General features: G+C 45.6%; 22 protein-coding genes. 20 read left to right on the top strand and 2 right to left on the bottom strand.

Annotated features, from left to right (window positions below; all coding sequences use genetic code 11):
• Window position 1 precedes the first annotated feature (1 nt).
• From TWT_RS03290 to TWT_RS03220, 15 genes are all read left to right on the top strand, one after another.
• Window positions 2–547 (top strand): GTP cyclohydrolase I, encoded by a 546-nt coding sequence (locus TWT_RS03290; RefSeq protein ID WP_011096134.1) that lies wholly within the window; start codon window positions 2–4, stop codon window positions 545–547.
• Window positions 548–592: 45 nt separating this feature from the next.
• The gene (gene folP / locus TWT_RS03285) at window positions 593–2,884 is read left to right on the top strand and encodes a dihydropteroate synthase (RefSeq protein ID WP_230453631.1); all 2,292 of its coding nucleotides are present in this window, start codon (window positions 593–595) and stop codon (window positions 2,882–2,884) included.
• Window positions 2,877–3,326, top strand: coding sequence for a DUF3180 domain-containing protein (locus TWT_RS03280; RefSeq protein WP_155105146.1), 450 nt, complete (start codon window positions 2,877–2,879; stop codon window positions 3,324–3,326). The genes folP and TWT_RS03280 overlap by 8 nt, the downstream gene beginning before the upstream one ends.
• A 224-nt stretch (window positions 3,327–3,550) precedes the next feature.
• Complete coding sequence (locus TWT_RS03275) at window positions 3,551–4,312, top strand: ABC transporter ATP-binding protein (protein ID WP_155105176.1); 762 nt, start codon at window positions 3,551–3,553, stop codon at window positions 4,310–4,312.
• Window positions 4,305–5,078 (top strand): ABC transporter permease, encoded by a 774-nt coding sequence (locus TWT_RS03270; protein ID WP_230453630.1) that lies wholly within the window; start codon window positions 4,305–4,307, stop codon window positions 5,076–5,078. The genes TWT_RS03275 and TWT_RS03270 overlap by 8 nt, the downstream gene beginning before the upstream one ends.
• A gap of 6 nt (window positions 5,079–5,084) precedes the next feature.
• Window positions 5,085–5,777 carry a uracil-DNA glycosylase gene (locus TWT_RS03265; RefSeq protein ID WP_011096139.1) on the top strand — a complete coding sequence of 231 codons (693 nt, stop codon included), beginning with the start codon at window positions 5,085–5,087 and terminating at the stop codon, window positions 5,775–5,777.
• A 32-nt stretch (window positions 5,778–5,809) separates the two neighbouring features.
• Window positions 5,810–6,748, top strand: a complete 939-nt coding sequence (ribF, locus tag TWT_RS03260; protein WP_011102659.1) for a riboflavin biosynthesis protein RibF — start codon at window positions 5,810–5,812, stop codon at window positions 6,746–6,748.
• Between the two features lie 356 nt (window positions 6,749–7,104).
• Window positions 7,105–7,674, top strand: a complete 570-nt coding sequence (locus TWT_RS03255) for a membrane protein (RefSeq protein ID WP_011102658.1) — start codon at window positions 7,105–7,107, stop codon at window positions 7,672–7,674.
• Between the two features lie 69 nt (window positions 7,675–7,743).
• Complete coding sequence (locus TWT_RS03250; RefSeq protein WP_044143963.1) at window positions 7,744–8,520, top strand: hypothetical protein; 777 nt, start codon at window positions 7,744–7,746, stop codon at window positions 8,518–8,520.
• Complete coding sequence (locus TWT_RS04905; RefSeq protein WP_155105145.1) at window positions 8,507–8,656, top strand: hypothetical protein; 150 nt, start codon at window positions 8,507–8,509, stop codon at window positions 8,654–8,656. The genes TWT_RS03250 and TWT_RS04905 overlap by 14 nt, the downstream gene beginning before the upstream one ends.
• Window positions 8,657–8,745: 89 nt before the next feature.
• Complete coding sequence (locus TWT_RS03245) at window positions 8,746–9,330, top strand: prepilin peptidase (protein WP_011102655.1); 585 nt, start codon at window positions 8,746–8,748, stop codon at window positions 9,328–9,330.
• A 234-nt stretch (window positions 9,331–9,564) separates the two neighbouring features.
• Window positions 9,565–10,062 carry a hypothetical protein gene (locus TWT_RS03240; RefSeq protein ID WP_237696835.1) on the top strand — a complete coding sequence of 166 codons (498 nt, stop codon included), beginning with the start codon at window positions 9,565–9,567 and terminating at the stop codon, window positions 10,060–10,062.
• 42 nt (window positions 10,063–10,104) lie between these two features.
• Window positions 10,105–10,431 (top strand): ferredoxin, encoded by a 327-nt coding sequence (gene fdxA, locus TWT_RS03235; protein WP_011096145.1) that lies wholly within the window; start codon window positions 10,105–10,107, stop codon window positions 10,429–10,431.
• Window positions 10,432–10,453: 22 nt separating this feature from the next.
• Entirely contained in the window at window positions 10,454–11,722 is a 1,269-nt protein-coding gene (locus TWT_RS03230; protein WP_155105144.1) for a hypothetical protein, read from the top strand.
• Window positions 11,723–12,085: 363 nt separating this feature from the next.
• The gene (locus tag TWT_RS03220; protein ID WP_011096147.1) at window positions 12,086–12,727 is read left to right on the top strand and encodes a hypothetical protein; all 642 of its coding nucleotides are present in this window, start codon (window positions 12,086–12,088) and stop codon (window positions 12,725–12,727) included.
• 241 nt (window positions 12,728–12,968) lie between these two features.
• On the opposite strand, the gene TWT_RS03215 is transcribed toward TWT_RS03220, so the two are convergent.
• Window positions 12,969–13,586, bottom strand: a complete 618-nt coding sequence (locus TWT_RS03215; protein WP_011096148.1) for an O-methyltransferase — start codon at window positions 13,584–13,586, stop codon at window positions 12,969–12,971.
• A 35-nt stretch (window positions 13,587–13,621) separates the two neighbouring features.
• Between TWT_RS03215 and TWT_RS03210 the strand changes: the two genes are divergently transcribed.
• The 3 genes from TWT_RS03210 (at window position 13,622) to TWT_RS03200 (ending at window position 15,319) form a co-directional block, all read left to right on the top strand.
• Window positions 13,622–13,846, top strand: a complete 225-nt coding sequence (locus TWT_RS03210) for a Sec-independent protein translocase subunit TatA/TatB (RefSeq protein ID WP_011096149.1) — start codon at window positions 13,622–13,624, stop codon at window positions 13,844–13,846.
• 127 nt (window positions 13,847–13,973) lie between these two features.
• Complete coding sequence (locus TWT_RS03205; RefSeq protein WP_011102650.1) at window positions 13,974–14,516, top strand: membrane protein; 543 nt, start codon at window positions 13,974–13,976, stop codon at window positions 14,514–14,516.
• Between the two features lie 23 nt (window positions 14,517–14,539).
• Window positions 14,540–15,319, top strand: coding sequence for a hypothetical protein (locus TWT_RS03200; protein ID WP_044143927.1), 780 nt, complete (start codon window positions 14,540–14,542; stop codon window positions 15,317–15,319).
• Window positions 15,320–15,455: 136 nt separating this feature from the next.
• Here TWT_RS03200 and aroA read toward each other — a convergent pair whose 3' ends face one another.
• Window positions 15,456–16,733: a 3-phosphoshikimate 1-carboxyvinyltransferase gene (gene aroA / locus TWT_RS03195; protein ID WP_042507111.1), complete on the bottom strand. Its 1,278-nt coding sequence runs from the start codon at window positions 16,731–16,733 to the stop codon at window positions 15,456–15,458.
• A gap of 79 nt (window positions 16,734–16,812) precedes the next feature.
• Between aroA and TWT_RS03190 the strand changes: the two genes are divergently transcribed.
• Together TWT_RS03190 and coaD are read left to right on the top strand one after the other, a co-directional pair.
• Window positions 16,813–18,882 carry an ATP-dependent DNA helicase RecG gene (locus TWT_RS03190; RefSeq protein ID WP_042491476.1) on the top strand — a complete coding sequence of 690 codons (2,070 nt, stop codon included), beginning with the start codon at window positions 16,813–16,815 and terminating at the stop codon, window positions 18,880–18,882.
• 120 nt (window positions 18,883–19,002) lie between these two features.
• Window positions 19,003–19,533, top strand: coding sequence for a pantetheine-phosphate adenylyltransferase (gene coaD, locus TWT_RS03185; RefSeq protein ID WP_011096154.1), 531 nt, complete (start codon window positions 19,003–19,005; stop codon window positions 19,531–19,533).
• The last annotated feature ends 337 nt before the right edge of the window (window positions 19,534–19,870 follow it).

The following is a 19,870-nucleotide window of genomic DNA, read 5'->3' as shown; positions in this document are numbered from 1 at the left end:
GGTGACGAAGTTGTGTAGATTTGAGAGTGGTTCGGCGCAATCCGCGGTGGCGAATTTGCTGTCCGCGCTTGGGCAGGACGTAGGCAGGCTAAAGGAGACTCCTTCTATTGCATCCTCTGGCCTTGAGTCTCTTATCTCTGGTAGTGAAACGAATCCAGCAGATTGCCTTGTTGACCTAATTCCCAACACACAAAAGGGGATTGTGATTTTGCGCGATATACCATTCAGATCGATCTGTGAACATCACTTATTACCATTTGTGGGCACGGCGAATCTGCTGTATGAACCAGGGAAGTTTCTTGCAGGCCTAGGTAATCTCACTTCCCTGGTGCGATGTGCTGCGCGGCGCCTTAGCATTCAGGAGCGCGTAACAGATCAAATAGCTGATGCGATTTATACGGGCCTTTGTGCGCGCCGCGTTCTTGTGTCACTTGCTGCCCGGCATACCTGCATTTTGGATGAAGCTGGAAATACAGAAGTTACGACCTTCGCGCATCGGGGTATAGGAGATGCCGATATCATCTCTTTTATGACAATAATCCGGTAGCGTGTACCTGCTATTTCGCTTGGGTTAACGTGTATTGTGATGAACATGAGCTATACTCCCGACCCATTTCCACCTCCTAATGTAATGGGCATTCTGAATATAACCGATGATTCTTTCAGTGATGGTGGACTGTTTTTAGACCCCTCTGCTGCCATTACCCAAGGTAGAAAGTTATTTGCTGAGGGTGCTTCAATAATCGATGTTGGGGGTGAATCGACACGCCCGGGTGCTGAGCGGATTAGCGTGGAAGAAGAAAAAAAAAGGGTTTTACCCGTAGTTAGGGAACTTCTATCCGAAGGTATTCATGTAAGTCTTGACACCATGAATGCAGACACAGCAAAAGAGGGCCTTAGCATGGGTGTTGCCATTATAAATGACGTATCAGCGGGCAAAGCCGACCCGGACATGCTAAGAGTGATAGCCGATGCAGGCTGTAAATACATCGCGATGCATTGGCGTGGGCACTCCATGTTTATGGATAGCCTTGCTCATTACGACGATGTTGTGAGTGATGTTCTTCGAGAGCTTAAGTTTGATATCGAGCGTATTACTGCCGCTGGGGTAAAGAGCGACCAGATCATCCTTGATCCTGGTTTTGGCTTTTCTAAAACAAGTGACCATAATTGGCAGTTGTTCAGAAACCTTGATTGCTTTGTTAAGCTGGGCTTTCCCGTGCTGATTGGTCTTTCGCGCAAGAGGTTTTTGAGTCGAGTATTTAAGGGGCATGATTTTTCTCCTAAAGATTCTAAGAATGTTGGAGGGTTGGATAACCGCGAAATACTTGCGCGCGATCTGCCAAGCGGGATACTGAGTGCTATTGCCATAACACGTGGAGCATGGGGCGTGCGTGTACATGATGTTGCCTCAGCTCACACGGCGCTGCGGACTCTACAGCTTGCGCAATACGGCTCGGTATATCAGGCCCACAAACGGGCGGCAAATACCGGAATAGACACCGCAATACCCGGCCAAGGCAACACTGATGACACCACTGCCTCCAGTAACCACACCAACAATTCTGAAACAGGAGCTTCTTTAAAAAGTGGCGTGAGTCAAGTCCGCAACATGATTGCCCCGCCCGTTATAAAGATAAGAAGTCTGCGCGTGTATGCATATCATGGGGTGTATCGTTCTGAGCGGGACTACGGTCAGCAATTCATTATCGATGCAGATATTCAATTAAAACATTTTCCAGAAGACAAGATTGACTCAACCCTAGACTATGACTCATTGACTGGAAAGTTTGTGCAATATGCCACCGCATCATCTGTGAATCTTATTGAGACACTCGCTGATCACCTTGCAAAGATTGCCGTCCTAGATCCAATGGTTGAGTGGGTAAGCCTCAGCATAACAAAGCCAAACCCTCCGCTCGCTTATATGAAACAAAGTAACACAGCCGCCTGTCATGCTATGCATAAACCTGATACCAGAGGTGATTATGCTAAAGAACACACAAATCTTACAGGCCTTCAATTATCGTGCACGGTTAGGAAAGTGCGTTCCGAAAGTGTAACAAGGGTCTATATAGGCATCGGTGCAAATGTAGGTAATTGCCTGGATAATGTCCAGCGCGCGATCAAGGATATTGCAGATCATCCAATGATTGAACTTGTCTCACTCGGCAGGCTTTTCCGAACCACCGCCGTTGTTGGCGAGAGTCTTGATGAATCTCTACCGGTATTTTTGAATACTGCAATCGCAATCGATACTGCTTTATCCATGCAGGATTTGCTTGCCTTAATGCTTTGTATAGAGAAAAAGCTTGGAAGAACTCGTCACAGTAGAACTCGTCACAGTTTATCTTCCGCTCAAGACGCCCACCAGGCTGATTCAACTAGCGATAATCCTAACCAGTTACATTATCCTTGTGCCGGACGCCAAGGCATCCAACAGCCTTTACATTCGTCAACTTTGGCGCACACTCAGGATGGGTTTGTTAATCGGCATATTGACCTTGATATCCTGCTCGCGGAGGGGGTTCAAATTACTGAACACGGGTTATGTATTCCACATCCAAGGCTCAGTAAGAGAGCCTTTGCGCTTTTGCCACTTGAGAGTATAGATCCTGATCTGCATATCCCCGGACATGGCCCAATTACTGACTTGATACATGGTCTTCCTGAGGATCAAATAAGCTCTGTTGCTACCCTTCGAGATTCCGGGTATGAATTATTCAGGCACTCTATTACCAGACTAAACAATTGTTCAGCGCATAATAAAGCGTATGTTACTCCGTCAGCGGGCCAGAATTATGATTCTGAACAGGATTTTGATGCTGGATTGTCACACACAGAATCACGCGGAAAAACAGAGCCACACGGAAAATATGAATAAAACCGCAGCGCTCGTCGCGGCACTGATTGTTTTTAGTGCTGTAATCGCTGCCCTAGCAAGCCAGGTTCTTTCTGAACTTGGATACAGTGTGTTTGTCCCGTCGTACACTTTTGTTTTTGCTTGCTTGGCTCTTGCATTGATACAAATTATTCTCGCGATTAGAATAAAACTCGTTCTCGTAAAGGGCAAGAGGGCAATAAATCCAGCCTTTGCTTATAGGATTCTTGCTCTTGCAAGGAGTTATATCTTGGCTGGATCCTTATTCTTTGGGTTTTTCTCTGGAACCGCACTGTACTTTGTGCGAGGGGGCTTTATTCCAGAAAAGTTTTATTTACTTATCCCACCTGCCATTGCTTCGTTGATTGTAATTATCGCGGGTGTTATCTCTAGGTTTCTCTTACGTATCCCAAAAGACCACGGTGCAGTCGCAAACTTAGAATGAATTCAATATCTTGCCATAAAGATACACATGTTATTAGTCGGTGTCTTTATGGTTGAACTTGGATTTAGGGCAAGTGGGTCAGGTCTTGCTTTCTTTTATCCAGGTGCAGTCCTCGGTATTTTCTTTTTTGAGATTTTCTTATACAATTTGATCATTCGGTGGAACCCGGATGTGCGTCTGAATTGCTATTTGGTTCGTCCGTTTGTGAATGGCAGGGGAGTGAAGTGGCAAAGCTTTTGGATTATATTGCCGAGTCGCGTGTAAAAAAAGGCGAGCTTCTGTTTGCTGTGGATGGCCTTTCAAAGTTCTACGGAAAAGATGCCGCCATAGAAGGTGTGAGTTTCGAGGTTAGGGCGGGTGACTGTGTCGGCCTTATCGGTCCAAACGGTGGTGGTAAGACTACCCTTATCAACCTGATTCTTGGCTTTATGCCACCGTCCTCCGGGGCAATAGCCTTTCACTCGGTTCTAAGCACACCGACGCAGCGCGGTCTTAATACTGGGATTATGCTTGATATCCCGGCTGTTCCCTATGGCCTTAGCGTTATTCGTTATTTCTCACTTGAGGCGAGGCATAGGCAACTGAATGACAGTGATGTCTATAGGTACATAAATGATTTTGATCTTGCTTCCAAGAGAAAGAAGAGCTTCAAGTCGCTTTCCCAGGGTTGGAAACGAAGGGTTCTTCTTGTTTGTCTTCTGATGCTGTCTCCAGAGTTCTTGGTTCTTGATGAGCCAACGAACAGTCTTGATATTGAGGGTATTACTTGGCTTAGGGAAATTATAAAAGCCAGGACGCAGCGCGGTCTTACAACTTTTGTATCGAGCCATAATCATCATGAGCTCTCCCAGGTTGTAACCCGCACTCTGATCCTGAAGAGGCAGCTTCGTTATAATGGTGATCTTGCAGACCTGGCCAAGGATGGTGGGGATCTTGAGAAGGCTTATTTCCGTCTTACAGATGATAGTGCGGTTCAGTATGGATAATTTTAGATTTTTGTATATAGATTTCCTTAGATCTCTCAGATCTGCGTATCTTTGGGTATTCTTTTCAATCAATATTGCTCTCGTCATTTTGACCGCATTGTCTAATTGGTTATTAGTCTCTCAAGGAGGTGTCTCTCACGAATCCGTCAGTAAGGCCATTGTTTCCATGCCGGTCTCGACCATTACCATATTTATCCCGGCTGTGGGGATTATGTTTATTTCTAGGGATTTTGTAAGTGGGTATATTCTTCGTGCCACGCTATTGCTTGGCGATTGGCGTAGGTTCTTTTTCCTAAGAGCTATTGAGGCTGTTGTTCTGTCTGCGCTCTTTGTGCTGGCTATTTGTGTTCTGTCGGTTCTTTTCAGTTCAGTCTTTCTGGCTTTTGCCGGCTACCCGGTTGCGAAGGCTTTTAGTTCTGATCTCTTCTTGTCGCTTTTGTCTTGTATCCCTGTATCGAGTGTTGTTGGCCTCATGGCGTATTTTCTTGGCTGGGCTTTGCGCGGTGCTGTTGTTTTTATGTCGGTCTATTTTCCATATGTTTTCGTCGCTGATCCGGTGCTTTCGCTTCTTATCCCGAATTTTGTCTGGTTTTCGTATCCCGGTGCAGTTACGCGTGCCACTAACTTCTTTCCGACTACACCGGGTGAACATGCACTTTCTGGGTACACATCTCCCTATATAGGCTTTTCGGTTGTATTGGCATACTGTGCTGTCGCGTTCCTATTGGCATATTTCAGAAATACTAGACGTGGTGGCATTCTCTAGCTGGGGATGGGCTATCTTCATGTTTTGGCGCAACGTGGCGTTATTCATGCGACATGGGTTTCTGCTCTGGAGCCGGTTTCATCCAATCTCGCTGCAATGGGAGATTGCTTGCGGTCACTTCGCTCAAAGGGTGAGTCATTCTTACCGGCACCGCGTAATATTCTCAGGGCTTTTCGCTATCCATTCGACTCTGTAAGGGTTCTTATAGTTGGCCAGGATCCGTATCCAACCCAAGGGCATCCAATTGGTCTTAGCTTTGCTGTCGATCATAAGGTGCGTCCGCTTCCCGGCAGTCTGCAAAATATATACACCGAGTATCGAAGTGATCTGAACCTTGATCCGCCACAGCACGGTGATATAAGTCTTTGGTCGGAACGCGGTGTTATGCTCTTGAACAGGACTTTAACGGTCCGCCCGGGCATACCCTCAAGTCACAGAGGTCTTGGATGGGAAGAGATTACACAGACTGCCGTTAGAGCTCTTGCGGCCCGCGATGTTCCGCTGATTGCGATTTTGTGGGGCAGGCATGCACAGGAGCTTAAGTCTGTTCTACAGAGTGACAGGGTTGCCATACTCGAATCTGTTCATCCAAGTCCTATGTCGGCCACGAGGGGCTTTTTCGGATCAAAGCCTTTCAGTAAAGCAAATGACCTTTTACGAGACCTTGGTTCCGCTCCAATTGATTGGCGTCTTACCTAATCGGGTCGAGAGAATAATTGTAAGCGGACACTGTGAGGGTCTTTAGAAGTTTTGATTGCCTTGGGCGGGATAAGCGTACTGCTTTAACGATAGGGAAATTTGATGGAGTTCATCTCGGCCACAGGCGTTTGTTGGAAAGAATCGTAGCATTACAGAATCAGGACACATCTGCGCTTGTAGTAACTTTTGATCGTGATCCAAAAACTTTCTTTAAAAAAGACATGTCCTTTGCGCCCCTCTGCAGTTTGGAGCAGAAGCTTTCTCTTTTAGAGAATTGCAATATTCCTAACTGTCTTATTCTTAGATTTGATGATGAGCTTGCGTCAATGTCGGCTGAAGATTTTGTACATAAAGTTTTGCTTGAGAAATTGAATATGTCTTCGATCGTTATTGGAGATGGGTTTCGTTTTGGCGCTCGTGGGCTTGGTGATGCGATGCTTTTGGAGAAACTTGCGCGCGAATTGGGCTTTTATCTTGAAGTAATTCCAAAAATACAATTTGGCAAGACAAATATTTCTTCGACGCTTATACGTAAATTTTTATCTCTGGGTCAAGTGGGCAATGCGTCAAGCTGCCTTGGCAGGAACCATGTTTGTACGGGGACAGTTGTGCACGGCAAAAAGCGTGGTCGCGAATTGGGATTTCCTACTGCTAATTTAGGCAAGGACGTCTCGGGCTTTATTCCGGCCGATGGGGTGTATATCGGCAGAATAATTTCTGACCGATCCTATCCCGCAGCGGTTTCAATAGGCCGAAATCCAACCTTCGGTGATTTGGAATTTTCGCAAATAGAGGCCCATGCGCTTTATGAGGATATTTCCTCACTTGATCTGTATGGCAGGCGGATTGACGTTGAGTTCATCGCGCACTTGCGAGATACCATGTTGTATAAATCTATTGACTCGTTAAAGGCAGCCATTCGCTCTGATGTTGAGCGGTGTAAAGAGTATTTTTCCACCACCGTGGGTTGATATCTAGTCGTGCCCGCTTAGTCAGTCAGCGCAACACGTTTATAAGCTTCATTACACAGTCATCATTACATAACATCGGTAACATGTTTACATATGGAGCATGGCGGGTTTTCTTCGCACAGCAGGTGCAACGCATGACCCCATCGACAGGTATCTCGCGCCTAAGAGTTACAGGGCGTGCAAACGAACCCACCAGGCACCGAAGGCTTTGTTGCGTGTGTAACCTTCATCTGTAATGCATAGACCTGCACTCAGCTTTATGTGTTAAATCAGGTGTTACAATGCGTGGATCATGTGTTAAAATGTAGGCGTCCATTACAGAGAGAGGGCGAGTCTGTAATGATTGAATATGTGTAATGGTGATGAGTGTGGTTAAAATGAGGATTCTTGCCGCATTGCTAATAATCCCTTTAATGTCTCTGATCGCAATCGGGCCTGTTAGCGCGGAGACGCAGCACGTACAAGAAACAGCCACAAGGTTGACAGCTGATGGCACAAACCAAATAATCAAAGAACTAGAACAAGCAGGATTCACCAAACAAGTAACAGGTAACAAGAGACAAGAAACAATAACCCTAACCAAGGATGGTGTAACTGTAACCCTTACACATGTAACACAACAGACACAGACAAGACTTTCCTGGGGTGATGACCCATGGGGTTTCTACATAAAACTGGAATGGCATGAACAAGTTGCCCTTGCTGCGGGCACTTCCTTCGGCGCCGGTCTTGCGGTTAAGGCCGCCCTGAAGCTCGCGTTTGACATTGTTTTGAGTAAATTGCAAAGGAAGTTAGCAGGGAAACTTGCCAAAGCGTCTCTCGCCGCTATGCCCCCATTTGAGGTATTTATGGAGTCTTTGAGCGCCTGCCCTCCCTTCCAACCCCGCTACATCCGCTTTGATCCCTTCAGAACCAAATGCAATTAACCCAGGTGGCTTTGTTGCAAGCGTATGTAATGCACTTCGTGCAACTCGCCTGCTGTGGGTGCTGACGCGATGAACAGACAATCATCCTTCTTTCCCCTCCTAACAGGTTTCTTCACCTATCTCTTTCTCCTTACAAGACCACATAAGAGAAGACTGTTCATGGCAGGATTAGTTAGGAAATATTACAGAGATAGTACTGCACGTACGTTGATCTTTGATTTTTATGAGTATTCTGTCGAAGGGGGTATTTTATGTCTTCTGTTGGGTGTACCTTCCTATATCCAACTTACAGAACCGCTCTTACTTGCTCTGGTGGTTGCTCTGGTGGCACTTTGCGTAGCACTAATTATGCACCATTCACAGTATACTCTCGTGCTATTCGATGATTGGGGAATTGATAAACGATCCTTCTTCCTCCGCTACTCCTATTACTCACAAACCCCCTCTTTCCAAAACCCAACCAAACGCAGACAAATCCTTCTGCTTGACACTGTTACAAGATATGGCAGAAAATGGAGCAGAGTGTATGTGGCTACCATGGCTGTATGCATTTTTTTTCTAGTTGGAACCCCGATTAGTGCCTGGTATCTCGGTGCGCTATCTTTCTTTGCTTGCCTTTTTTACACTTGTTTTTTTACGATTCTCCCATCGATCATATTCCCGTTCGCATTCGATGGTTTCCCCGCCCTCCTAGTCCGCAAACTCCTCTATAACCTACATATAAGAAGACATGGACCAATACCAAAGGAACTAACAGATATAGTTACCCAAGCCTATGAGATATACCCAGAAAGGCTTTATCCTTGGTTCCGCTCAAGGAAAAACCAGAGATGTGAAAGCCGGTAACTTGGTGATGCATAACGCTTCTGATGGACTTTCGTCGGATGATACAGATGCCGATACGGGTAAAAGATCAAAGCCAGGCAGGATAAGAAGGGCACTCAAGTCGACTATTAACTTTATTATTGATCTTCTTCCGTGAAGGTTTACCAAATCACTTCTTGTGTCACTAACTAAGACGTTTGTTGAAAACCTGTTTTAGTATTCTCCGCGCGGTGTAGTGTAAAGCCCATGACAAAACCCGTGGCATATTCTATCTATGCACTTATCGTTATCCTGACTGGTATTGGTCTGGGTATTATTGGACTTCCCTTTGCCACCCTTGCGTTTATCGCGATTTTCGTCTCGACTCCTGCTTTGTTTAGAGCTGATATCAGAGAGTTACGGCTTCCCAATGCAATTACGCTTCCGCTTATCGCAATTGGCATTGTGGCGTTACTTGCGGATCAGATTGTTCACCCCAATTTGGATATTGTCCTTTCTGCTCTTATCGCAATTGGCCTATCCTCATTCCTTTTTATTGTGTCTATTTTTGGCGGTATGGGAATGGGGGATGTAAAGTTATCGCTTGCCCTGCTCTTGTGTGCGGCGAATCTGGGCCCTGCCTTCCCTATAATTGCAATCTCTAGTGCCTTCCTTGTGGCATTCTGTTTCTGCATCCTGATATTTGTAGGTCTCTTTAGATTCTTTAAAAATAGTGGGAGAATTAGCTGTTTGCCGTTTGGGCCATTTTTATTGCTTGGATTCTGGACAACTGTTATTGTGTGGGGTATAGACAGATGGACAGATGTGGATATCCTCAGAATTATTTGGTGACAGTTTCTGCGGCACTGCCTTTGCCCGGATACCTGCTACGACAGCACTGAAAAGCTGACAAATAGGTCTCCTTGGTTACATTCCTTTTTGTCTTTTATTTCATTAGTTATCCAGGCCTGCTTGTCGTGCCACCCAGAAAACCCCCAGACTAACCCAAACATAATCATGTATATCACCTGGATTACACCACAGGTTAGACCTATCACTCCTTATATCGTCACCTGCGCGTTAATCTTGTCACCTGCGCGTTACCGCTACCGTATTACGGTAACCCCATCACAACAAGAACATACCCTATCTCTCCAGAGTGTCGCACACGGTCAAAGGCTGATATATTTAGACCTAGAAATGTGGTCCGTACGATTTTTCCGCCTGGTCTGCCTGCGTTTGGGTGTTTTGCTTCTGCTTGTCCTCGTTAGCAGCCTATTTTCTCTTTTTGGAACGGCTGGTGTTACATTTTTCTTGGGCGGTGTTCCGGTTGGTCTCTTGCTCGGAATTTCTACTTTAACCCTATTCTATTTGTCGATACGTCTCATGTTCCTAAGTAGGATTTATTTGGCAATAAGCGGAGTAACCAATTTTGCTGTTGTTGTATTTTATGGCAGGAATATTCCAGCAGACCAGGTTGTTATCTGGATTTGGATGGCATCTTTGCCAATTATTTGCGGTACAATCCTCTCTGTGCCTTTGTTTGGCTCCAGACGTTATGGTGCTTCGGCACCCGATGCTTAGTGGTTGTTCTCTTGTCTTTTTGTTTTCTTGGGTTGGAGTTAAATGACCTATGTTATCGCGTTCCCGTGTGTAGATCTAAAAGATAGGGCTTGTATTGATGAGTGCCCTGTTGACTGCATATACGAGGGTGGCCGGTCACTTTATATAAACCCGGATGAGTGCGTTGACTGCGGTGCATGTGAGCCTGTTTGTCCGGTTGAGGCGATATACTACGAGGATGATCTCCCTGAGGAGTGGGGAGAGTACTACCGCGCTAATGTTGAGTTTTTTGATGAAATAGGCTCTCCCGGCGGCGCGGCCAAGCTTGGACCTGTTGATTTTGATCATCCAATAATTGCCCAGTTGCCAAAGTCATCGGATAGTGTTTAGCCGCCAATTGTCTTTTAAGACGGTGTCGTCTCGCTTCTCTCTTTTTACTCCGCGGTGTCTCCTGCGCTTTGCCTGTATTATTGCGCAATTTACCAAGAGGGTATTTCTTCGTTTTTGGAACGGCCATTGGGTTGTTACCATTCTTGGAATATATATCGCCTCGAGAATAGTAACCACGATTTTGGTGTTGATTGTTTCCACGAATCAGCAGCCAACTTTTGCAATCTCGCATAACCCGGACTATTTTGCCTTTGCAAATATATGGGATGCAAGGTGGTACGAGTCAATTGTTTATTTTGGATACCCAAAGGTCTTGCCGACTAATGCGTTTGGTTATGTGGGACAAAATGCATGGGCCTTTCTCCCTGGGTATCCAATTGCGGTAAAGCTTGTTATGTTCCTGTTTGGCCTGGGCTTTCAAAAGGCTGCAGTTGCAATCTCTCTGATATTTGGCTTCCTTACCTGTATCGTTATGTATCTCTTGCAGAGGAGTCTGTTTTCCCGAGACAGGGCTATGCTGTGTGTTTTGTTATTTGCCTTTAACCCATTATCTCCGCTGTTTCAATTTGGGTATGCAGATACTTACAGCTTGTTCTTTGTGCTCTTAGCATTGTGGTTTCTGAGGCTTCGCGAATATGCCCTATTAGTTGCTGTTTTGCCAGGTATAGCCTTTTCTAGACCAATTGCCCTGGCGTTTGCCTTGGGTCTTATATTGTTGTTTCTTATGCGCTGCGTAAAATCCAGGCAAGGAAAAGAGGAATTTCCAAAAAAGGATTTTATATCCCTCCTGATAGCTAGTGTGGTTGCGGTAATTCTTGGCTTCGCTTGGCCCGTCATAGCAGGTATATTTTCTGGGAGACTCGATGCTTATTTGGCTACAGAGCTCTCATGGAGGATTTATATGCAGTCAGATCCGCATTTTGCAATCTTTCAGCCCTGGTTTCTCGCATTTTATTTCTATGCAACTTATTTTGGTATGCCAGGCTGGATTGGCATACTGACCGCGGCGGTCATAATCCTGATTTTGCTTTTTGTTTTGTTCTGTTATATACGACGCCTTGGTGATGAAATCTTTAGCTGGTCTGCTGCCTATATTGTCTACATTCTCGCGGTTTTTTTTCCTCAGAGCAGTGTTTTTAGAATAGCTCTTCCACTGTCACCTGCGCTTGTTCTTCTTGCGCGAAGAAAAAGCGTTGTTATCATATTTCTCGCTCTATCTGTGATTCTTCAGTTTGTATGGCTCGATGTCTTGTGGGTTATATCACCCGGGGGAGATCCAGCGCCACCGTAGGATTTGTGCTCTGCATTACGCGCGTGTTTGTGTCTATTTCCTGAATTCCTTTGCTATTTTGTGACTGTTTGTACCAAACTTCCCAGATTATCTCTCAGGGTTTGTTGTATTCAGGGTCCGTTGTGTTTATTGTCGTAAAACATCTGCGGTCTGGCATTGAGGGTATGGGTCCTCTGGATTTATTCTGCCAATCTGATATCCTCCTGTACAGGAACGGAAAGGGGTTGGCCGTGCTTTTGTTCCCTTGGGGGGGGGCGTCCTCAATCGCTCTGCAGCCAGTGGTGTTTCCTCTGGCGATGCTCTGGCTAGTGATCGTCCGACTACTAATTCTGTCCTGACCGATTGTGTTCTGGGGAGGATAGGGTGAGGCGGAAGCTGCTTCCCGTTTTGCTATTTTCTGTTTTTCTGTGGGTTTGCCTTCCCGCGCAATCTGCCCAGGCTTTTTTATTTGACGGTAAGAATAATATTTTTAAGCAGCTACAGCAAACGGCAGAAAAGAAACTAAAGGAATTAAAGGGTACTGCACAAAAAGCTGTAAACACGGTAAAGAAGAAGGTTGAGCAGGCGAAGCATACGGCGGAAACCAAGGTAAAAGAATTACAGAATACAGTGGCAACCGCCGTGCATAATGCGGTGCAGCCAAAACCCCAGAAGCGACCAGCAAAGCCTGTTGCTACAAAGGCCCCTCCTGCACCCAAGCCATCATCCAGCTCTGCTCCCTCGCGGGTATCACCGCCTACACCCCCCACTCACTCTTCTAGCGCCTCGGCGTCGGTGACTCATTCATCATCTATTCCATCTGCTACTCATTCATCTAATTCTTCTAGTGCTCGCGAGTCTTCTGGCGCAACCAGCACCTCATCTTCCTCGGCCGATGCTGGTAAATCTGTTGCGGCAGAGTCTTCACCCGGCTTGCTTATACCGGCCGCCATAACGGCAGCTGTAACGGTTGCCATTACATCAATTACTGCCGTTATGTATATCGTGTTTTCTCGTTTTCTTTAGATTCCACGTATTCTTGTCCGCTTTCACTCGCATTTAACTGCATTCGTAATCTGCGCCCCTGGTTTATCGGTTACGCTTGCTCTTCTAGATAAGAGATTGCTCCTACGGCAGGATTTACCACACAAGGTTCTATAGCATTGCATGCAGGATTGCATGACTTAACAGTGCCCTGTTTGGGCTTGTCGAAGGGCCCTGCAGTTCTGTAACTACCGACCTTGAGCTAAATTTCTAATAAGCTGCTCTATTTCGGTTTTGTAACCGTTAGGATCCCATCTCCAATCGGTGACAGGCAGCTTACAAAAGTTTCGGAATTTACAACCTCGTGAATCAGAGCGCGAAAGCTTATCTCTGGTTCATCTTTATAAACTGGGCTAGCAACTTTTCCCTGCCATAGGGCATGTGGTACGAGAATTGCCCCACCTGACTTTACAACCCCGAGTGCCAACTCGAAATAATTCAAAACATCGCGCGGGTTCGCGTCAATCAGGACAAGGTCATACATATTGCGATTCATGCGCGGGATAACCTCCAGCGCATTACTATTTATAAAACGCAGACAGGAGAAGTAGTTGGTAAGGTTATTTTTTGCTCGGTTATAAAAGTCGGGGTTTACCTCTATGGTTGTTATATGAGCCTTCCTATTGACCGAGACCATTTTTAGAGCCGATAGCCCAATACCTGTTCCGATCTCCAGAACCTGCGGGGCAGGCAATGCTGCAACCTGAGTTTTTATATGTGCCCCAATTGCAGGGCAAATTGACTGAATATAAAGCTCTTCTGACAGCAGTCTGAGGTGTTTTTCTTCTTCAGTATCCTTTGGTAGGCTCTGGGTAAAATTCCAATTAATCTCGGCCTTCACCCGGCAATGATATCAAAAGAGCTATTATTGTTTGCGTGCATGTATTGGGTATTGGCCTTGACAAGATAGTTATTATTGCTTTTTTTGCTGCCCTATTATTGAGCCCGTCGCAGCTTTTGGCCTATGCCAAAAAAATTGGTTTCTATGCTGGGAAGATACGAGTAATGTCTGATCTGGTGAAGAAGCAATTTGTTGATGCAACTAGTGAACGCAAGGTTCCCGTGGGTGACTTTAGCGTAACTGATGACGAGGCAACGTGATTAACATCAGGAATCTCCCCCAGACTAACCCAAACACAATCATGTATATCACCTAATACACCACAGTGATATACACCCATCTAACCCCCATGTTATAATCAACCCATAACAGGTCAAAGGAGATAAAATGCCTAAGACAAACATGAAGTTCCTAATAACAACCCTCTCTGTAATCTTCTCTCTAATATTCATAGCAACACCCACATACGCAACAACATCTGTAACAACAGATAAAGCAGTAGCAACAACCACAGAACCAAAAGCCAACCAAATAATCAAAGAACTAGAACAAGCAGGATTCACCAAACAAGTAACAGGTAACAAGAGACAAGAAACAATAACCCTAACCAAGGATGGTGTAACTGTAACCCTTACACATGTAACACAACAGACACAGACAAGACTTTCCTGGGGTGATGACCCATGGGGTTTCTACATAAAACTGGAATGGCATGAACAAGTTGCCCTTGCTGCAGGCACTCTTGCCGCTGGTGGCGGTGCCGGCCTGGCCCTTAAGGCCGCTCTAAAAATAGCCGTGAAGGCAGGCACCGCGTTTCTGGCTGGCCTGGAGGTGGTAGACAAGTTGAGTGACATCATTGGCGCAGGGCCCTGCCCTCCCTTCCAACCCCGCTACATCCGCTTTGATCCCTTCAGAACCAAGTGTGGCTAATCTGTAACAGATAAGGAGATAAAGTGCCTAAGACAACAACATCTGTAACACAACCCAGACAATCATCCTTCTTTCCCCTCCTAACAGGTTTCTTCACCTATCTCTTTCTCCTTACAAGACCACATAAGAGAAGACTGTTCATGGCAGGATTAGTTAGGAAATATTACAGAGATAGTACTGCACGTACAGTACTATCAGCCACAGATATCTTCCTGTTCTCATTTGTTATCACCTTTGCCATTGCTGTATTGATTGGTATGTCCTCTGCGCTATATTTCATCATCGCTTCTGTCCCAGGAGCTGTGGTATATGAATCCTCTCTATGGCAATTTGTATGGTGGTCCTCCATTCTGGTTTCCTTTGTTGTTGCCTACCTTTATCTACAGATCTTTTCACCTTCTGACAGATCCTTCCTCCTCCGCTACTCCTATTACTCACAAACCCCCTCTTTCCAAAACCCAACCAAACGCAGACAAATCCTCCTGCTTGACACTGTTACAAGATATGGCAGCAAATACTACAGAGATTTAGCTAAGTTCTGGCTGACACTATTAGCGATACTCGTCTTTATTGGCGCGTTGTTCATCTTTGTCACGCAGAACTTCTCAATTCTCAATCCTATTTTCCTGCTTCTTTTTCTTCTCTCTTGCCTCATCTCGTTTTTGGTGATCGACTCGCTCTCGGGTAGCCTAGTCCGCAAACTCCTCTATAACCTACATATAAGAAGACATGGACCAATACCAAAGGAACTAACAGATATAGTTACCCAAGCCTATGAGATATATCCACAGGTAACTACATAAGCTTTAGTTATGTACTGCATAACTAACCGACAGGTGCACCCTTTAGGGTCTTATCAAGTAATTGATCGAACCTCTTAGCAAAGTCCTCTGCATGCTCATTAGGCCATGAATAGGCGTTTGTCCGGATTTTTCTTTATCATTTACCAAACGCACCGCTCCAGAGATCTGCAAACCGAGGGAATGTTTTACTCGTGCACTCGATATCTTCTATAGTCAGTTTATGACGAAGGCCGATTATTGCGCCTGACGTTGCCATTCTGTGGTCTTTGTAGGTTTTCCATACACCACTTCTTGTAAGAGTGGTTGGGGTGATTTTTATATAGTCTTTCCCAGCTGTTATCGTCCCGCCCAGTGAACTTATTTCATTAACAAGCGCTTCAATTCTGTCAGTTTCGTGATATCGGATGTGGCCTATGTTATAAAACACACTTGGCGTTTCTGCCAGAGTGGCCAGTGCAACAAGATTGGGCACAAGCTCTCCAATATGCCCAAGATCTGCCCTAATTCCTGTTATATTTCCTGTTCCACTGACGGTAATAGTATTTGCGGTTTTTGTTATCTCCGCACCAAACTGCGGCAAAATAGCTTCCAAATATTTTCCAGGTTGCGATGTTTTGCTTGGCCAGTTCTGTATCGTTGCACTGCCCCCGGTAACAATTGCACCAATCATAAATGGAGCCGCATTGGATAGATCTGGCTCAATGGTGATATGTTTACCAGTTAATTCTTTGGGTGTTACTGCCCATACACCATCGGAGTGTGTTACATTGATTCCCCACTCGCGCATAACTTCAACTGTCATATCGATATATGGACGGCTTGGAAGGGGGTTACCGATATGTTTTAGAGTAAGCCCATTTTTGAATCTGCATGCAGATAAAAGAAGACCGGAGATAAATTGACTTGAAGAATGTTCGGTGGTTTCAAGAGCCCCACCCTCTATCTCCCCCCTTCCGTGTACGGTAAATGGAATACGATCCCCATCAACTTGAACACCAAGTTTTCTTAGAGCATGAAGTGTTCCATCCATTGGTCTTCGAATTGCCTGATCGTCACCGAAAAATTCAACTGATCCCTTGCATAGCCCTGCCAAAACCGGTAAAAATCGCATTACGGTACCGGCAAGGCCACAGTCAATTTTTGTGCTGCAGGTGTAATGCTTTGATGGGATTATCCTCACGTCGCTCGGCTGTATCAGATCGTTGAGGCATGTACAGTGTGGCGATATCACGCCGGTATCATGCGTACCGGTGTGATTGAGCTTCTCTATTTTGCACCCGATACGCCTTAGACCTTCGATCATGAGGTTCGTATCACGAGACTCAAGCAAGTTATGTATTGTAGTTTCCCCACTCGCAATCGCTGCAATTATCAAGTGTCTATTTGTTAGAGATTTTGATCCGGGTATCGACATCTTAAAGAGTGCTCTATTGCCTAGAGGTGGTTGGTACATTTCAGTTTTCGCCATCTTGTTGCCCACTAAAATTGTAGTAATGGAGCATGTTTTTTTCAGTGATGTGTCTGTCCACACTGGCAAAAAAATGGCATCACTATTAGCCAAAGAGTTTGGTATTAGTCGGGTGATAGACCTGCTCACATATTACCCTCGAAGGTACATCTGCAGGGGTAAGCTTACTAAGCTTTCAGAGCTAATTCCCGGAGACGAGGTTACGATTGTTGGCCGGGTTCTAAGCACCGAGCAGCGTAAGACATTCAGTGGAGCGAATTTTCTCAGCGTTACGCTCAGTGATGGAGAGAATATCATTCAACTTGTTTTCTTTCACCAACCCTGGCGCGCAGAAAACTTGAAACCCGGTGCATGTGGGCTATTTTCGGGAAAGGTAACAGAGTTCAATAACAAAAAGCAACTCTCACATCCCGAATATGAATTATTTTCATCAGAGCCAACAAGGGAACAGATACAGAAGTGGAATGAGCAGATAATACCGATTTATCGCGCTTGCATCGCGTGTCCAAGCTGGAAAATAGCCCGGGCTGTTGATTTGGCTTTAGAAGCGGTAAAGGGCCAAACTGTAGATTTTATGTCGGGTAATTATGGCTATATGTCAGTTGAAAAGGCGTTTTATGTTATTCATCATCCTACGGACAACGAAGAGCTTGAGGCCGCAAAAGAAAGTTTGCGCTTTTTTGAGGCATTTTTGTTACAAAGCGCCCTTCTACACCGAAAGCGGTTCCGCAATAGAGCAAGCGCAACACCTTTTATTCGTAAAAATGGCGGTTTTTTAGAGAGATTTGATGCGAGGCTGGAGTTTTCTCAGACTAATGATCAGTTGCGCGCTGCAGATGAAATTTTCGAAGACTTGTCGCTGTCAGAGCCAATGACCCGTCTCTTACATGGTGAGGTCGGTAGCGGAAAAACTCTGGTTGCGATAAGAGCTATGCTCCTTGCGGCAGATAACGACATGCAGGCCGTCCTCGTTGCGCCTACCGAAGTTCTTGCAAAACAGCATCACAGGAATTTAACTCGCATGCTGGGCCACGAGCTATGTGCCGAGATACAGCCATCTCTCTTGCTTGGTAGGGAAAAACACACCTTGCGTATTGCCTCAGGCAGAAGCAAGATCATTATAGGAACACATTCGGTCTTTAGTAAAAAAACCGTATTTCATAATCTCGCCCTTGTTGTTATCGATGAGCAGCACCGCTTTGGCGTTGGCCAGCGGGACGAATTACTTTTGAAAGGGGATTCACCTCATTTGCTTATGCTGTCTGCAACACCAATTCCACGAACAGTTGCCCTTTCTCTGCTGAATTTTATAGCAATAAGCGAGATAAAGACACCACCAAGCGGTAAGGCTGAAATTTCGACGCATGTTGTACCCCTTGCAGAAAAGCCTCAATGGGGAAGGGAGGTTATAAGGAGGATTTCCGAGGAAATACAAAAAGGTCACCAGGTTTTTGTTGTTGCGCCCGTTATAGAACAAAGCCGTACGGGCGCGGCCAGCATAAGTGCCTTGCTAAGGGAGCTTGAGGAAACCCCTCTCCTTCAAGGCGCGAAGATCTCCCGACTGCATGGCAAGTTGACCGCTGCGGAGTGCGAGAAGTCTATGGAAGAGTTCTCTTGCGGGGCCAGCGATATTCTGCTCTCAACAACCATGATTGAGGTGGGTATAGATGTTCCAAATGCCACGGCAATGGTTATTGTGTCAGCCGATCGCTTTGGTATCGCTCAGTTGCACCAGTTGCGCGGACGGATCGGTCGAGGTAATTTGCCCGGCGTGTGTCTTCTTGTTACTAATGCCCCCGAGGGCTCGGCGGCGCGCTCTAGGTTGGATTTAGTTGCAAGAACACATGACGGATTTTCTCTTGCGGAAATCGATATGAAAATGAGGAGAGAGGGAGATTTGCTCGGCCTGGGTCAATCTGGGCAGGGTAATTATCGCCTTTTACGCCTTGATGAGGACCTGCAGGTTTTATCGGACGCCCGATTACACGCGGAGGGAATAATGGAGAATGACATAAAACTCGAGAAGAATAAGCTTCTTCGATTGTTTTTGTCTCAATATTTGTCGGGCACTAATTTGAGTCGATTGCTTTCATAAGAAATTTATGTATTGAGCAATTTATCCTGTACTATCATCTCCGCCGACCACCTGATTTTAGAGTCAGTTATCTAGCTGTGTGCGATTTTATATCTAGATGTTCTATCCTGATACTCTGCGATGAGTAACAGGATAGCTGTTGTTCCGGGTACGTTTGACCCCGTTACAAGAGGACACATGGATATCCTTACCAGGACTTCAAGAATTTTTAACACACTCTACGTCCTGGTTGCAAATAATCCGGATAAAACCCCACTTTTACCTATGCATGACCGAGTTGATCTGGTTGGACAGGCTTTGGAAGAATACGGATTTCCCCGCAGTGAGCCAAAATGTGACAGTGAATCAGACCGTAATGGGCCAATAGTCAAGATTCATCGCTTTGAAAAAGGCCTGTTGGTTGATTGCTGTAAACAGCTTGGCGCGACCGTTATTGTAAGGGGACTTATTTCGGCCGATGCACACCGAGAGGCGTCGATGGCATATGCCAATCGGAATATGAGTGGCATTGAGACTGTGTTTATTTTACCTGACCCCCCACTGAGCGTTGTTTCAAGCAGCATGGTCAGGCAGCTTATCGCACTTGGTGGTGATATATCCCCGTATGTACCGGCTTGTGTAACGCGTTTTTTTGGGACGCACAGCGGTTAGGGCAACCCTTAGATTCATTCTGCAGTTATGAGTTGTACCTGTCTAGGGGTTTTATTGCCGTTTAACCCCACTCTCGGATGATCTTGCAATATAAGTAATTTGTTTTGCTACTCGAAATACTTGTTTCGAAATACTTGTTTCACTGGGCTTGTAGCATGAAATGCTGAGCGAAACCTGTCAAGATGGCCCACAGGACAAATGGACGCATTCTATTTCACAGAGTTCGTCTATTTCACAGAGTTCGCGTTTCCAGAACCGGTATTGTTGCACACACCTATGATCTTATTCGACGGTTTTATTCGACCCTGACATCCCGATTATTAACAATTTCGTTCAA

It is taken from the genome of Tropheryma whipplei str. Twist, from assembly GCF_000007485.1.
GTDB classification, from domain to species: Bacteria; Actinomycetota; Actinomycetes; order Actinomycetales; family Microbacteriaceae; genus Tropheryma; species Tropheryma whipplei.
This window is presented reverse-complemented; position numbering and strand designations above follow the sequence as displayed.